Origin of the sequence: Vibrio sp. Vf1514 (assembly GCF_052076135.1) — a bacterium.
Lineage (GTDB): Bacteria > Pseudomonadota > Gammaproteobacteria > Enterobacterales > Vibrionaceae > Vibrio > Vibrio furnissii.
On the sequence record NZ_CP197267.1, the window covers coordinates 2,270,151 to 2,285,759 of the forward strand.

Genomic DNA, 15,609 nt, shown 5'->3' on the forward strand with positions numbered 1-15,609 from the left:
TTTCGTAATTTTGTCCCTATAAGCTCTGTCATAAAATTGCTATCATGTGCGCCAATTTATGAACAAAATCGAGATATGCATTCACGACTGCCAAGTGAATAAAATGCATATCCAACCAATTCCCAGAATTGAAGGACACGCGTGTGAATATCCAAGCACTGATTAATGACAAAGTATCTCAGGCTCTTGAAGCCGCTGGCGCACCTGCAGGCAGCCCTGCAGCCGTTCGCCAATCCGCAAAACCACAGTTTGGTGATTACCAAGCCAACGGCGTTATGGGCGTTGCAAAGCAGTTAGGTACAAATCCGCGAGAATTCGCGCAAAAAGTCATCGATGTGCTTGATTTAGACGGTATCGCGAGCAAAACCGAAATCGCAGGCCCAGGGTTCATCAACATTTTCCTAAGCGAAGAATTCTTAGCGAAACAAGCGGATGCAGCACTGGCTGACGAGCGTCTGGGTGTGGCAAAAGAAGCACAACAAACGATCGTGGCTGACTACTCAGCGCCAAACGTTGCCAAAGAAATGCACGTGGGTCACCTGCGTTCAACCATCATCGGCGATGCTGTGGTTCGCACCCTGGAATTCCTCGGCCACAAAGTGATTCGCGCCAACCACATTGGCGACTGGGGCACACAGTTCGGGATGCTGATTGCCAACCTTGAGCGCGTGCAGCAAGAATCTGGCGAAGTGTCGATGGAACTGTCTGACCTTGAAGCCTTCTACCGTGAATCGAAAAAGCTGTACGATGAAGATGCAGAATTTGCGGAAAGAGCACGTAACTATGTGGTGAAACTACAAGGTGGCGACGCATTCTGTCTCGACATGTGGAAGAAACTGGTCGACGTGACCATGATTCAAAACCAACGCAACTACGACCGCCTAAACGTGTCACTGACGCGTGACGACGTGATGGGCGAAAGCATGTACAACGACATGCTGCCAGGTATCGTGGCGGACCTGAAAGAGAAAGGTCTGGCCCAAGAAGATGACGGCGCGCAAGTGGTCTTCCTCGAAGAGTTCAAAAACAAAGACGGCGAGCCAATGGGTGTGATCATCCAAAAACGCGACGGCGGCTTCCTGTACACCACCACAGACATCGCGTGTGCGAAATACCGTTACGAAACACTGGGCGCAGATCGCGTGCTGTACTTCATCGACTCTCGTCAGCATCAACACCTGATGCAAGCGTGGACCATCGTACGCAAAGCGGGTTACGTGCCTGAAGAAGTGACTCTGGAACACCACGCATTCGGTATGATGCTGGGCAAAGACGGTCGTCCATTCAAGACACGTGCTGGCGGCACCGTGCGTCTGGCCGATCTGCTGGATGAAGCCGAAGAACGAGCAAAAGCCCTGATCGAATCGAAAAACCCAGATCTAGGCGCTGACGAGAAAGCGGATATCGCGACCACTGTAGCAATGGCTGCCGTGAAATACGCAGACCTGTCAAAACACCGTACCACTGACTACGTGTTTGATTGGGACAACATGCTGGCATTTGAAGGCAACACCGCACCTTACATGCAGTACGCGTACACACGTGTTGCGTCTATCTTCGCAAAAGCAGGCGTTTCACCAGACAACCTGACGGGCGACATCAAGATCACCGAAGAGAAAGAGAAAGCACTGATCGCCAAACTGCTGCAATTTGAAGAAGCGGTCCAATCAGTGTCTCGTGAAGGTCAACCGCACATTCTGTGTAGCTACCTGTTTGAACTAGCGGGTCAATTCTCAAGCTTCTATGAAGCCTGCCCAATCCTGATTGCTGAAGACGAAAGCGTGAAACAAAGCCGCCTCAAACTGGCCGCGCTGACCGCGAAGACCATCAAACAAGGTCTGTCGCTGTTGGGTATCAAAACGCTAGAACGTATGTAATCAATAAATTGAGACGATTCAAAGGCTGGCACATGGTGTCAGCCTTTTTTATTGGCGTATAATGGTGACTTCTGTCGCATTCCGACGGCATCAACCATAACGGACAACACCATGAGTTTCGAACTTCATCCTCAGTTAGCAAAAGATACCGATGTCATTGGCCATTTCCCATTATGTGTCGCGCTGCTGCACAAAGACGCTGCCGTGCCTTGGGTCATTCTGGTTCCGAAAAAAGCGAATCTGAAGGAACTTCATCACTTGCCAATGCATGAACAGCAGCAATTTCTGCTCGAATCCCAAGCGATCAATCAGGCGCTGGAAGCCTTGTTCCAACCGGACAAACTCAATTTGGGTGCGCTAGGCAATATGGTTCCTCAGCTGCATATCCATCACATCGCTCGTTTTGAACACGATGTCGCTTGGCCAGGTCCCGTATGGGGCAACACCCCGGGCGAACGTCGCAGCGAAGCCGACCAAGACACCATGTTGACTAAACTGCGCAATGTCCTTTCCTTGAGCTCGCTGTTTGTGGCCGTTTAAACGCCGTAAAAAAAGCCGCTTAACGCGGCTTTTTTCGTTCCAATTACATCGTGACCGTCACAGACAATCCTTGCTCCCGATTGAGGGAATAACGCACTCGCGTGACACGATGCGCTGCATTGGTATCAATAAAGCGTGAAATAACGCCTTTCTTAATCCACACCGCCAACATCGCATCCACGCCATCTTCACTGAGCGCAAACCGCTTCGCGAGCTCCTTGCGCGAAATCCCGCCTTGCGCTGCAATCGCTTGTTTTAGCTCAGTTAAAATCATGCAATTTGCACCTCAAGACGTTGTTGTTTGCGACCTGCTCGTTTGAGTAAATGAAAGACCAGCGCGCAGCCCAACACAATACCGACGATCCAACTGGCACTCTTCATCGGTGCGTCACTGAAATGTGCCGCTTGATTGAACAATGCTGCCGAAGCATAGGCCAAGCCCATCGTCCACACCGCAATAAAGCGCGCATAGCGAGTACCGAATTCACGCACGTACGCCCCCATCGCGGCCACACAGGGTGTGTAAAGCAGAATGAAAATCAGGTAAGAGAACGCAGCATAACTGGTCACAAAGTGGCTGTTCAGGTTGCCAAAAATCGAGGCATCGACATCTTGATCTTGCGCCACCGATGCGCTGTCAGACAAATCGCCCACTTCAATGCCCAGCGGATCTGAGAAGTTTAGTCCCATCAGGTTTTCAGGAATCGACATCACCGCATCTTTCAGGCTGCCCATCAGATCGTACTCAGCATCGTCGCCTTCTGCAGAGGTGTACAGGTTGTTTAACGTCCCGACCACCGCTTCTTTGGCAAAGATACCCGTGATGATACCAACCGTCGCTTGCCAGTTATCTTGCTTGATCCCAATCGGTTCAAAGATCGGCGTCACCACCTGCGCTGCTTTGGACAAGACCGAGTTGTCACTGTCTTCGTTGCCAAATGAGCCGTCGGTACCGACCGAGTTCAAGAAGCTCAGCACCGCCACCACAATCACGATGGTTTTACCGGCACCCAACACAAAGCGTTTCAGCTTCTGCCACGTTTTGATCAGTACGTTTTGCAGCGTGGGGACTTCGTAGTCTGGCATTTCCATCACTAGGTTGTCACTTGAGCCCGGATACAGTGTCTTCTTCAATACCCAACCGGTAAATACCGCCGCAATGATGCCCAGTAAGTACAACGCAAACACCACATTTTGGCCACTTTCCGGAAAGAATGCCGCCGCAAACAGGGCATACACAGGCAAACGCGCACCACACGACATAAATGGTGCCATGGATGCGGCTAATTTGCGCTCGCGCTCTTGATCAAGGGTTCGCGTTGCCATGATCGCAGGCACGTTACAGCCAAAACCAAGTACCAGCGGGACAAATGCTTTACCCGGCAGGCCAATTTTCTGCATCACTTTATCCAGCACGAACGCCGCGCGCGACATGTAACCTGAACTTTCTAACACCGCTAGGAACAGGTACAAACAGGCGATCACTGGAATAAAGGTCGCCACCGTTTGAATACCGCCGCCAAGGCCATCGGCCAGCACCGTCACTAACCAAACCGGCAAATGTCCGTCCAACACATAGTGGCCACCATCGACCAACAAAGCGCCCACACCGATATCAAAGAAATCGATAAATGCGCTCCCGATGTTAATGGAGAACATAAACATCAGGTACATCACCACAAAGAAGAACGGCACACCGATCCACTTGTTCAGTACCAAACGGTCTGCTTTTTCCGTGAAGCTGTGACTCAATTTGCCTTCACTGCGGCGCACTTTCTGACACAACTGATGCAGATACGTGTATTTGCAATCCGCAACCAGCAGATCGATGTCGGTGGCACACAAGCGCTGCTCGTGCGCAATCTGCTCGCGATGAGATTCGGCTAAGCCATTGATCACCAGCAAGTCATTTTCTAGTGCGCGAATCGCCAGTGCACGTGCAGCCACTTCTTGATTAGAAAACAGCGGCATCAAACGCGCAATCGACGCTTCAAATTCAGTGCCATAGTCCAAATCAAGCTGCTTCAGCGCGACGCCTTTCACCAACAATTCATGTAATTTGTCTTTAAATCGGCGAACTTGACTCTTGTCGTGTGCCGACAACGTCAACACCGGGCAACCCAGCGCTTTTTCTAGTTTCTTCACATCAATGGTTTGACGTTCACGTTTTAACGCGTCCATCTTATTGAGCACCACCACCATCGGGCGCGCCAATTCACGCAGTTGCAGCGTCATATATAAGCTGCGTTCCAAACAGGTCACGTCAACCACGTTAATAATCAGGTCAGCCGGATGGGTGAGCACCGCACGTGATGCGATAGACTCATCAATGCTGTTGCTGTCGTTCCCGCTGTCGAGCGCATAAATGCCCGGTAGATCCGTTAATCGACATTCGTCACCACCATGTTGATAACGACCCGTCTTTTTCTCGACAGTCACCCCTGCCCAGTTGCCCACTTGTTGTTTGGCACCCGTCAGGCCGTTGAAGAGTGTTGTTTTACCGCTGTTGGGGTTACCGACCGTTAGAACGTTATAATGCATTACGCTTTCTCCACATCAATCGCTGCGGCAATACTTTCCCGTACTGCAATAGACACACCACGAACTTCAACTTGCAAAGGATCACCCATCGGCGCACGACGAATTAAAGTGACCTGCGTGTTTGGTAACAACCCCATCACCATGAGTTTTTTTCGAACATCGGTCGACAGACCATTCAACGCCAGAATCTGGCCGGATTCACCCGCTTTTAAATCAGATAATTTCATCGTAGCCACACGCAATCGTATTGTTAATGAGAAATATTATTATTAATAATGTGAATCATACTCTTCCACCCCAGCTATGTAATTGTGTGAAATCAAAGATTGCACCAATTGAACCGTCATTTTTGTTAATTATCCGCCCGTCAAAAACGTTAATCTCGCTTTAAGTATTTTCTTACGCCTCCGCGGTGTGATCCACCTCAAACCGAGAAAAACATAAACATCTAATAAATCAAACGCTTAAATATAAAACGAAGATTGGCGGATTTCTCCTGTTACGTTGGCGTTAATTTTATAAGTAAAAAAAGCCGCGGCCGATATAGTGACTCTCGTCGACAGGGAATTCTCCCTGAGATAGAAATTCCAGAGGTGCATATGGCTTAGTCCATATCACTCCGGCAGCAAGCGAAGGTGTCGTTGACGCCCGTGGTATAGTCCCCCCGGCTATACCACGACATTTTTTTCTGCTGCATTTCCCTTTATTCGTTCCCACACCCATTCGTTCGACACAACCCCTTCATGCGAGCGTCATCACTCGGCACCGAATACTAACGCCTGTGGGCATGCTCACGCTCAAACGCCCCGTTTTCTCATAACCTTGTTTTCCTCATAACCCTGTATCCTCGCGCCTGTGCCGACACAACACCGCTTAGCGCTAGACACGAGCACACCCGGGATTTTGGCATTTAGGAAAAGCCATGCTCAATGCACCACGCCGCGATTTATTTATCAGGGTCATGCACGAGGATGAACGTCGACCGCGGTCACGACGCGGTCAGTCGATGAATTGAATGGTGTCAAAAAGAAACGCGCGACAAGCATGCCGCGCGTCATCGTTAGTCCATCAATTCTTTGTCTTCGATGAACTGAGTCGGCGAGACACCAAAGTGGTGCTTAAAACGTTGACTAAAATAAGACGGGTCATTGAAACCGCAGCAAAATGCAACTTGCGCGACTTTCTGGCCCTCCAGTAACACCTGACAAGCTTTTTCCAGTCGGTATTCGGTGAGGTATTCTTTGAAGGTTTTATGTGTGGCGGTTTTAAATCGGCGTTGCAGGCTGCGTTCAGACACAAACAGCAACTTCGCAGCTTCTGACGTGCTAAATTCCGCGTCAGAGTAGTGCTCACGCACCAAGTGTTCGACTTTATTGAGCCACGCGCGTTCTTCGTCATCTGACGACACCGCGAGCCTTGTCCTCCAGTCCGCGTCCTGTGCCATCGAGTCTTGACTCACTTGCGGCCACGACAGCTCCACCAGATTCCGTTCCGATGACGTATAGACCGCGATATCGCCCCCCGACAATTCCACCAGTTGACTGAGTAAAGTGCTGTGATTATCGCCGGAAGTCACCAGCAATAATGGCAAATCTTCACAGGACTCACCGCAATCAATCCACGTCATCACGATGCGCTCGTCACGCAAGCTGCATTGAATTGTCAGACGTTGATTGCGATACATCCGTTTAAGCGCTTGGGCGAGCAATGCATTGAACACCACGTCAATGCCCCAGTGCTTGAGCTCAGCTTCCGGAAGTCGTTCCAAACACTGACGCTCGATCTTGATACCCGCTGCCGAAAATTCGGCGCTCCACCCCGCGATCACGGTGTCAATCACATCAATAATGTCGTGTTGAGTCACCTGTGCCTCGCCATTGCCATCAAGCGCTTGGAACTGCTCAAATTCCGTCAGTAGTGACTCTGCCGTTTGTCGCACCTCATCAATTTGCTCGTAACGTGCCTGTTGCGCCAGCTTCACCAACGAAGGCCGCATACCGCTCAGCAGTTTATCTAGCCACAAATGGCGCACTTGAATCTGCTTACGCAACTGTTGGTTGTTACTCAACACCGCTTTGCTTTGGTGGCGCATTTGGTTGGTTTTCAGCACCACTTGCTCTTTAAGCTCACGGTTCATCGCCGACACCATGCGCGAACGCCACCAGCTCACCAAGAGCACCGTCGCGATAAAGGCCAAAGCATAAAGCGTCACCGCCAAATTTGAGAGGTACCACGGTTTGAGCACCGTGAAAGTCACTTGGTTGCTGACCTGCTGAAACGCTTGGGGACTGATGCTGCGAACCGTCAACACATACTCGCCCGGCATCAAATGATTGAGCGTCAGTTGCGCGCCTTCAAGCGGTTGCCATTGTTCTTGATTGAGACGAAATTCCAATTGTTGGCCGCGCGCTTCAGGCAAGGTGCCAAATTGAAAACTCGCCGGGCTACCGTACGCCAGGCGTAATCGTTGACTGCGGCTGCCGACGAGCACTGGCGTATAATCCACACTGATTTGACTAAAGATAATTGGCGATGGCGGCAAAGTTGCTTGCGCCAACGCGGGTGAAGAGACTTTGACCAGCCCCATGGTGGACGCAAACAACAGCGATTCACCTTGCGCCGACTCCCCAACGGCGCAGATGCCAGTACGCAGCTCATCATTGATTAAGCCGTGAGGCGAACCAAAGTGATTCAAAATTTGGCCATCGGTGTTATACAGCGTCATGCCGCGTGACGACCCGAGCCACATGCCTTGTTGCGTGTTCAACAGGCATTTTAAGCGAATGTTGTCTTCTATGAGTGTGACCGGTTCAATCACCGACTCCGGGAGAAAATCTTGGCGTTTGAACACGCCATAGCTGCTCACAAACCACAATTGACCAGCGGCATTTTCTGCAATATCAATACTGGCACCAAAGCGTGCACTCTCTTTGTCGTAGCGAATTTGATGATTCCGCAAGCCATAGATCCCGTGGTCAGTCCCAATCAATAATCCTGAATGGGTCGTCATTTTCAATGTCGTGACTTTGGATGATGGCGTCGCCAACGACATCCAGCCGCTCCCGTAATCCGTCACCTCGTGCGTATCAGGATTCAATGACCACAAACGATTTCGGCTGGTCCCCCAAATTTTCCCTTCCGCATCGATTTCGAGATGCTGTACCGGCTGTCGCAGTACGTCATCTTTGAGGGGTTGAGGACCTTGATGTTGATGAAGACGATACGTCAACAAGCCGCGATTGGTCGCCAACCACAGCACATCACCTCGTTGCACCACGTCATGGACAACAGCATCAAAAATACGCTGCTTACGAAAGCCTTTAAAAAAATGAATCAGATATAAGCCGTCATTGCGGCTCATTAAATACTGGCGACCTTGATTGACGGAAAACAGATGTGCCACAGAGGCTCGCGGTGTGAACGCGTTCAGATCGTCCATCAACACACGCGTAAATTTTTGGCTAAACCGAGAAAAATACCGAATCCCTTTGTCGGTCGCGATCCAAATACCACCTTGTTGGTCATTGATCAGGGCGTAGATTTTTCCATGAGACAAGCCGTAATGCTCTGGATTACTGCCTTCCAATTTCACCGTGGTGCCGGTATCGACCGAATACACCAGCAACCCACTGTCCGTTCCAATCCAATATTCGTTCTCTGTTTCAACCATCGACAACACGGGCGCATTGCCGACGTGTTGCGGCTCTTGCTCTGGCTGATTGATATCAATTAACAGCGCGCCATGCAGGGTTCCCACCACCAATTGATCCCGTTGTCGCGACATTAATAAGGTTTCAACGTAATCTTTGCCCGAACGTTGCACATGGGTGAACTCTTGCCCCTCAGACAGATACACCCCAGCGTTCGTCGCCAGTACCCATTTGGTGTGCACCATCTTGGCGTCATTGACAACGACTTTGCTGGCTTGATTGAGCTGGTAGAGCGTCATCAATGAATAGGTTTGAAAATCACCGCTCGCGATATGGTAGGTGTAAAAGTGTGTCTCGTCGGTCAGCCAGATATAACCAGCAGAAGCGCCAATCTTCTCAATCACGGTTCCCGGCGTGAGACTGAACACCAACTCCGGTTCGCCCGGCGGAATCGTACGATACAATTCGTTATCGATGAAGGTCCAAAATGCGTTCTGTGCATACGCCAGTTGCTGAACATCACTGTCAAGCAGCGATCCTCGACGCGGCAGCACATTTTGCCCATCAAAAAACACCACGCGACCGTGCACATCGTGAATCCAAATGCCGCCTTCATCCCCCAGATACAGGTGCTGAGCAATAAATACTTTCCCCTGCGCTTGGGTAGGCAAGGGGTAAAACACGGATGGGCTTTTATCCAGTGCATTGGCGGTTGAAGAAAGCAATCCTAAGACGAGACTGAGGATCAAAAAGAGTCGGGACAAAGCGGTTCCTTTAGCAACAAAAAAAGAAATGCCTGACGCCTTATCATGGATGGGTTATTTTGCGGCGCTAATTATAGAGTATTCTATCTATTCAGCGCCGCTTGTGTAGCTTGGTTGTCGCTTGGTCGCAATTAAAACTTGGTTTTTTAGCTTAGATCACAGGAACCCAAGCCGTAGAACATCGATCAGTCGACTGACTGTGACAAACATTGATGGTAGCTGTCGCTCAGTTGATGCAAAAAGGCAAAGTAACTGCCGGCTTTGACCGCAACATCAGTGCCCAACGGGTCCAAAATGCCAATGTGCGCCTGGCTGCCACGCACCACGGTTTCAATCACTGCAGGCTGGAACTGCGGTTCAGAAAACACGCATTTCGCTTGATTTTGCGCGAGAGAGCGACGAATTGCGATCAAGGTTTTTGCGCCCGGTTTGCGATCTGGGCTGACCGTAAAGTGACCAAGATTGTTCAGCCCGTAGCGCTGCTCAAAATACGCATACGCATCATGGAAGACATAGTACGGCGCAGACGTCACATCCGCCAGTTGAGCGCGGATCGCGGCATCAGTCTCATCAGCCTGCGCAAGGAAACGTTGCAGGTTAGCAGCGTACACCTGTGCATGTTGCGCGTCGTTTTCACTTAAACGGGCAGCAATCGCCACCGCCACTTGTTTGGCTTGCTCAATCCCCAACCAGAAATGCGGGTCATGCGTCCCATGGTGGTGATGACCATCGTCATGTCCGTGCTCCAACTCTTCGGCACTGTAAGCTCGCAATTGAAGCTCCGGGACTGCGCTCAAAGTCAGGACATTTTTGTGGCTGCTTAAGACTTTTTCCAAAAACGGTTCTAAGTCTGGACCAAACCAGATCACCAGTGACGCCTGATGAATACGCTTTACATCTGATGGACGAAGCGCATAATCGTGCGGCGAAGCATTCGCAGACAAGAGTACATCAGGCTCCGATACCCCAGCGGTTAACTCATGGGTAATCATCTGAATCGGTTTTATACTGGTTAGAATATCATTCGCCCACGCCGAGCAAGACGCTGTGACGAGGGCTGTCATAAGGGCAAATCTGGATAACATGATGGAATTTTCTCAAGCTGTAGCGTTCATCGTTCCGAAATGTTACATTATAACATTACTAAATTGCAAATGAGTTCCTTTCATGTCACCGCTTATTGAATTGCATGACATCTGCGTTGAGTTCGACCAGCGCCGAGTCTTGGATAATGTCAGCTTGTCGATTGTTCGAGGCAAGATCACAACGCTGATTGGCCCAAATGGAGCGGGTAAATCGACACTGGTTCGCGTTTTACTGGGTTTACACACTCAAAACACGGGGACCATCAAACGCGCCAAAAATCTCAAAATTGGCTATGTGCCGCAGAAGCTGAAACTCAACGATACCCTACCGCTGACCGTGAAACGTTTCTTGCAGTTGGCGGGCAAATACAGCAAGCAAGAGCTCAATGACGCGCTACGTCTGGTGGGAGCCGAGCATCTGCTTGATTTTGACATGCACAAACTCTCCGGCGGCGAAAATCAACGCATTCTCATCGCTCGCGCATTATTGCAACGCCCTGACCTGCTGGTGCTAGATGAGCCGGCGCAAGGTGTCGACGTACAAGGGCAAATTGATCTCTACGATTTGATCGACACCATTCGTCTGCGTTTTGGTTGCGCGGTCTTTATGGTCTCTCATGACCTGCACTTGGTGATGGCGAAAACCGATGAAGTGATCTGTTTGCATCATCACATTTGCTGTTCTGGCGCTCCGGCGGACATTACGCAACACCCAAGTTACATCGCCCTGTTTGGCCATCGCAGCCGTGAAACGCTGGCGTTTTATCACCACCAGCACGATCACCATCATCACGATCTCGCGGGTCAACCGGTTACCGGCGACGCGCAACAATGTTCCCATCATTCACATGGTCACCATCAACATGATTGAGTTTTTACTACCCTCGGTGCTGGCCGGCATCGGCATCGCTTTGATTGCAGGCCCATTGGGGTCATTTGTCGTTTGGCGTCGTATGGCCTACTTCGGCGACACTTTGGCGCACGCATCACTTTTGGGCTTGGCTCTCGGCTTTTTGCTCGACATTAACCTTTATTTCGCCTTGCTGGTGTGCTGCTTGGGATTAGCGGTGATCTTAGTCACCATGCAGCGCCAACAACTGGTGGCAACCGACACGCTGCTGGGTATTCTGGCCCACAGCTCGTTATCTCTCGGCCTGATTGCGGTGAGTTTCCTCGACAATGTGCGTATCGACCTGATGAGCTATCTGTTTGGTGACTTGCTGGCGGTGAGCCCAAGCGATTTGGTGTTTATCTGGAGTGGCGTGATTGCAGTCGGGATCGCTGTGTACCTGTTCTGGCGGCCGCTCCTTTCAACCAGCGTCAATGAAGAACTGGCACAAGTCGAAGGCATCAATACGGATTTAATGCGTTTAATTTTGATGCTGTTGATCGGTTTGGTCATTGCCGTGGGTATGAAGTTCGTGGGTGCACTCATCATGACATCATTGATGATCATCCCCGCAGCGACGGCGCGCCGCTTAGCCAGAACACCGGAACAAATGGCGCTGTTTGCATCCAGCATTGGCATGGTTTGTGTGTTATCTGGCCTGTCGCTGTCTTGGCAGTTCGACACCCCAGCAGGCCCATCGGTGGTGGTCAGCGCGACAGCCCTGTTTATGCTCAGTCATTTTGTGAAACGTGCTTAGCCAAATCAGCGCAGATTGAACGCCATAAAAAAACCCGGGCTTGCCCGGGTTTTTACTCATTCGCTGCGCTTACCAGCCTGTCACTTCACGGAGTGCAGAACCGATCTCCGCCAAGCTTTTCACAGTTTTCACGCCCGCTGACTCCAACGCCGCAAATTTCTCGTCAGCAGTACCTTTACCGCCCGAAATGATTGCGCCCGCGTGGCCCATGCGTTTACCTGGAGGCGCCGTAACACCCGCAATGTAAGACACCACTGGCTTGGTCACGTTCGCTTTGATGAACGCTGCCGCTTCTTCTTCCGCTGTACCACCGATTTCACCGATCATCACGATCGCTTCTGTCTCAGGGTCTTCTTGGAACAGTTTTAGGATATCAATGAAGTTTGAACCTGGGATTGGGTCACCACCAATACCAACACACGTTGATTGGCCGAAACCTTCGTCGGTGGTCTGTTTCACCGCTTCGTACGTCAGCGTACCTGAGCGAGACACGATACCTACTTTCCCTTTCTTGTGAATGTGACCCGGCATGATACCAATCTTACATTCATCAGGCGTAATCACACCTGGGCAGTTCGGACCGATCATGCGAACGCCAGTTTCTTCCAGCTTCACTTTCACATCGATCATGTCTGTCGTTGGGATGCCTTCAGTGATCGTCACGATCAGTTGAATGCCCGCATCGATCGCTTCCAGAATGGCGTCTTTACAGAAAGGTGCTGGAACGTAGATAACTGTGGCTGTTGCACCAGTCGCTTCTACTGCTTCACGCACGGTATTGAATACAGGTAGGCCAAGATGCGTTTGACCGCCTTTACCTGGAGAAACACCACCGACCATTTGCGTACCGTAAGCGATCGCTTGCTCAGAGTGGAATGTGCCTTGACCACCGGTGAAACCTTGACAGATTACTTTGGTGTCTTTGTTAATTAGTACAGACATTATTTGCCCTCCGCAGCAGCAACAACTTTCTGAGCTGCGTCAGTGAGCGACTCAGCTGCAATGATATCCAAACCTGACTTAGCCAGTACGTCGCGACCGAGGTCAGCGTTAGTACCTTCAAGACGAACAACAACAGGTACCGTGACACCGACTTCTTTCACTGCGCCGATGATACCTTCTGCGATCATGTCACAACGTACAATCCCACCGAAGATGTTAACCAATACCGCTTTCACATTGTCATCAGACAGGATGATCTTGAATGCTTCTGCAACGCGCTCTTTTGTTGCGCCGCCACCAACATCGAGGAAGTTTGCGGGTTTGCCACCGTGTAGGTTCACGATGTCCATCGTACCCATCGCCAGACCCGCACCATTGACCATACAACCCACGTTGCCATCGAGTGCAACGTAGTTCAGTTCCCACTGAGCTGCGTGTGCTTCACGCGCATCTTCTTGCGAAGGATCGTGCATTTCGCGCAGTTTAGGCTGACGGTACAACGCGTTTGAGTCGATGTTGATTTTGCCGTCTAGGCACAACAAGTTGCCTTCGCCAGTCACAACCAGCGGGTTGATTTCTAGCAGAGCCAGGTCGTATTGAGCAAACATTTGGCCCAGACCCATAAAAATTTTCACGAACTGTTTGATCTGGTCACCTTGCAGGCCCAGTTTGAATGCCAGCTCACGGCCTTGGTATGCCTGAGGGCCCACCAATGGATCGATTGCTGCTTTGTGAATCAGTTCTGGTGTTTCTTCCGCCACTTTCTCAATTTCCACGCCACCTTCAGTGGATGCCATGAAAACGATACGACGTGTTGCACGGTCAACAACCGCACCTAGGTACAGTTCGTTAGCGATATTTGATGCTTCTTCAACCAAGATTTTTGTCACTGGCTGACCATTTGCATCCGTTTGGTAAGTTACTAGGTTTTTACCCAGCCACTTTTGTGCGAATTCTTTGACGCCTTCTTTGGTGTCGTGCAGTTCTACACCGCCCGCTTTACCGCGGCCACCAGCGTGAACCTGACATTTGACAACTTTCTTCGCGGTGCTGATGCGACCAGCTGCTTCGAACGCTTCTTGTGGCGTATCACATGCGTAGCCTTCTGGTACAGGCAAACCGAATTCTGCAAACAGCTGTTTGGCTTGGTATTCATGCAAATTCATTGTTTTATTCCGTTTGTATATTTTTATTCCATAGAGCCCATTGAATGGCTGAGCTTTACGTCTGTAGGGTTACTCTTGAGCGAGCAGCCAATTGGCTTAAATCGGGCCGAATGTTGAGCGAATCCGGCCCGCCGCACAGGCGCTTAGTCCACTAAGCACCTTTGCGATTACACGTCTAGCAGTAGACGTGTTGGATCTTCAAGCAGTTCTTTCACTGTCACCAGGAAGCCAACTGACTCACGACCATCAATCAAACGGTGGTCGTAAGACAGAGCAAGGTACATCATTGGCAGGATTTCAATCTTGCCATCAACAACCATTGCGCGGTCCTGAATCTTGTGCATGCCAAGAATCGCTGCTTGTGGTGGGTTGATGATTGGCGTCGACATCAGCGAGCCAAACACACCACCATTCGTGATAGTGAAGTTACCACCAGTCAGCTCTTCAACTGTCAGCTTACCGTCACGACCTTTGATCGCCAGATCCTTGATGCCTTTTTCGATCTGAGCCATGCCCAGCGTATCGGAATCTTTCAGGACGGGTGTCACCAGACCGCGTGGTGTAGACACCGCGATGCTGATATCAAAGAAGTTGTGGTACACGATGTCGCTGCCATCGATGGAAGCGTTCACTTCTGGATAACGTTTCAGCGCTTCCGTCACCGCTTTCACGTAGAACGACATAAAGCCAAGGCGGATGCCGTGTTTCTTCTCAAACACATCTTGGTACTGCTTACGCAGATCCATGATTGGCTTCATGTTGACTTCGTTAAACGTTGTCAGCATTGCTGTGCTGTTTTTCGCTTCCAGCAGACGCTCTGCCACACGCTTACGCAGGCGAGTCATCGGGACGCGTTTTTCGCTGCGAGCTGCAATCGGTGCTGGTGCAGCAACGTCTTGTGCTGCCGCTGGCGCTGATTTATCCGCAGCGAGGTACGCTTCGATGTCTTCACGCGTAATACGGCCACCAACACCCGTGCCTTTCACTTGTTCCGCTTGCAGATTATGCTCTGCCAGTAAGCGGCGAACGGCTGGGCTGAGCGCGTCGTTTGTTTCTTCAGTCAACGTCGCTTTGTGGCGTTTGTCTGGAGAAGATGCAGTCGCACTCGTGGTATCGGTTGTTGGTTCACCCGCAACCGCACCCGGTTTCAGACGCGCCAGCAACTGTTTCGACAGTACAGTGGCGCCTTCTTCTTCCAGAATCGCTTCCAACACACCTTCTTCTGGTGCTGGTACTTCCAACACCACTTTGTCGGTTTCGATTTCAACGATTACTTCGTCACGTGCAACAACGTCACCTGGTTGTTTATGCCATGTCGCTACGGTTGCGTCTGCTACTGATTCAGGTAAATCTGGAACCAGAATTTCAACTGTCATATCTGTGTCTTCCTTTTAGTTC

At 50.6% G+C, this 15,609-nt stretch carries 12 protein-coding genes; 4 read left to right on the forward strand and 8 right to left on the reverse strand.

From position 1 onward, the window contains the following. Positions 1–143 precede the first annotated feature (143 nt). Both argS and ACS18Q_RS10450 read left to right on the forward strand, forming a co-directional pair. Complete coding sequence (gene argS / locus ACS18Q_RS10445) at positions 144–1,877, forward strand: arginine--tRNA ligase (protein WP_014204638.1); 1,734 nt, start codon at positions 144–146, stop codon at positions 1,875–1,877. 111 nt (positions 1,878–1,988) lie between these two features. Further along, complete coding sequence (locus ACS18Q_RS10450) at positions 1,989–2,417, forward strand: HIT family protein (protein ID WP_004724553.1); 429 nt, start codon at positions 1,989–1,991, stop codon at positions 2,415–2,417. A 43-nt stretch (positions 2,418–2,460) separates the two neighbouring features. Here the strand turns inward: ACS18Q_RS10450 and ACS18Q_RS10455 are convergent, their stop codons facing one another. The 5 genes from ACS18Q_RS10455 to znuA form a co-directional block, all read right to left on the reverse strand. Further along, positions 2,461–2,691, reverse strand: coding sequence for a FeoC-like transcriptional regulator (locus ACS18Q_RS10455; protein WP_014204636.1), 231 nt, complete (start codon positions 2,689–2,691; stop codon positions 2,461–2,463). Next, on the reverse strand, positions 2,688–4,958 hold the full coding sequence (gene feoB, locus ACS18Q_RS10460; protein ID WP_238820959.1) for a Fe(2+) transporter permease subunit FeoB: 2,271 nt from the start codon (positions 4,956–4,958) through the stop codon (positions 2,688–2,690). Before feoB ends, ACS18Q_RS10455 begins: the two co-directional genes overlap by 4 nt. Beyond that, positions 4,958–5,185, reverse strand: a complete 228-nt coding sequence (locus ACS18Q_RS10465; protein WP_004724558.1) for a FeoA family protein — start codon at positions 5,183–5,185, stop codon at positions 4,958–4,960. The genes feoB and ACS18Q_RS10465 overlap by 1 nt, the downstream gene beginning before the upstream one ends. 833 nt (positions 5,186–6,018) lie before the next feature. Beyond that, positions 6,019–9,372, reverse strand: coding sequence for an AraC family transcriptional regulator (locus ACS18Q_RS10470; protein ID WP_441257065.1), 3,354 nt, complete (start codon positions 9,370–9,372; stop codon positions 6,019–6,021). Positions 9,373–9,557: 185 nt separating this feature from the next. Next, a complete protein-coding gene (znuA, locus tag ACS18Q_RS10475; RefSeq protein WP_143678719.1) occupies positions 9,558–10,457 on the reverse strand; it encodes a zinc ABC transporter substrate-binding protein ZnuA in 900 nt (299 codons plus the stop codon). A gap of 82 nt (positions 10,458–10,539) precedes the next feature. Between znuA and znuC the strand changes: the two genes are divergently transcribed. Together znuC and znuB are read left to right on the forward strand one after the other, a co-directional pair. Next, on the forward strand, positions 10,540–11,328 hold the full coding sequence (gene znuC / locus ACS18Q_RS10480) for a zinc ABC transporter ATP-binding protein ZnuC (RefSeq protein WP_004724564.1): 789 nt from the start codon (positions 10,540–10,542) through the stop codon (positions 11,326–11,328). Continuing rightward, a complete protein-coding gene (znuB, locus tag ACS18Q_RS10485) occupies positions 11,321–12,103 on the forward strand; it encodes a zinc ABC transporter permease subunit ZnuB (protein WP_004724566.1) in 783 nt (260 codons plus the stop codon). The genes znuC and znuB overlap by 8 nt, the downstream gene beginning before the upstream one ends. Positions 12,104–12,172: 69 nt before the next feature. Here znuB and sucD read toward each other — a convergent pair whose 3' ends face one another. The 3 genes from sucD to odhB all read right to left on the reverse strand — a co-directional run bounded on the left by sucD (position 12,173) and on the right by odhB (position 15,587). Beyond that, a complete protein-coding gene (gene sucD / locus ACS18Q_RS10490) occupies positions 12,173–13,045 on the reverse strand; it encodes a succinate--CoA ligase subunit alpha (protein ID WP_004724569.1) in 873 nt (290 codons plus the stop codon). Beyond that, a complete protein-coding gene (sucC, locus tag ACS18Q_RS10495) occupies positions 13,045–14,211 on the reverse strand; it encodes an ADP-forming succinate--CoA ligase subunit beta (RefSeq protein WP_004724570.1) in 1,167 nt (388 codons plus the stop codon). Before sucC ends, sucD begins: the two co-directional genes overlap by 1 nt. A 167-nt stretch (positions 14,212–14,378) precedes the next feature. Further along, the gene (odhB, locus tag ACS18Q_RS10500; protein WP_004724573.1) at positions 14,379–15,587 is read right to left on the reverse strand and encodes a 2-oxoglutarate dehydrogenase complex dihydrolipoyllysine-residue succinyltransferase; all 1,209 of its coding nucleotides are present in this window, start codon (positions 15,585–15,587) and stop codon (positions 14,379–14,381) included. Between the last annotated feature and the right edge of the window lie 22 nt (positions 15,588–15,609).

What these genes read in the sequence shown, in the direction of transcription:
- ACS18Q_RS10450 (WP_004724553.1), top strand. Translation starts at nt 1,989, where the DNA reads ATGAGTTTCGAACTTCATCCTCAGTTAGCAAAAGATACCGATGTCATT.
- ACS18Q_RS10455 (WP_014204636.1), bottom strand. Translation starts at nt 2,691, where the DNA reads ATGATTTTAACTGAGCTAAAACAAGCGATTGCAGCGCAAGGCGGGATT.
- feoB (WP_238820959.1), bottom strand. Translation starts at nt 4,958, where the DNA reads ATGCATTATAACGTTCTAACGGTCGGTAACCCCAACAGCGGTAAAACA.
- ACS18Q_RS10465 (WP_004724558.1), bottom strand. Translation starts at nt 5,185, where the DNA reads ATGAAATTATCTGATTTAAAAGCGGGTGAATCCGGCCAGATTCTGGCG.
- znuA (WP_143678719.1), bottom strand. Translation starts at nt 10,457, where the DNA reads ATGTTATCCAGATTTGCCCTTATGACAGCCCTCGTCACAGCGTCTTGC.
- znuC (WP_004724564.1), top strand. Translation starts at nt 10,540, where the DNA reads ATGTCACCGCTTATTGAATTGCATGACATCTGCGTTGAGTTCGACCAG.
- znuB (WP_004724566.1), top strand. Translation starts at nt 11,321, where the DNA reads ATGATTGAGTTTTTACTACCCTCGGTGCTGGCCGGCATCGGCATCGCT.
- sucD (WP_004724569.1), bottom strand. Translation starts at nt 13,045, where the DNA reads ATGTCTGTACTAATTAACAAAGACACCAAAGTAATCTGTCAAGGTTTC.
- sucC (WP_004724570.1), bottom strand. Translation starts at nt 14,211, where the DNA reads ATGAATTTGCATGAATACCAAGCCAAACAGCTGTTTGCAGAATTCGGT.
- odhB (WP_004724573.1), bottom strand. Translation starts at nt 15,587, where the DNA reads ATGACAGTTGAAATTCTGGTTCCAGATTTACCTGAATCAGTAGCAGAC.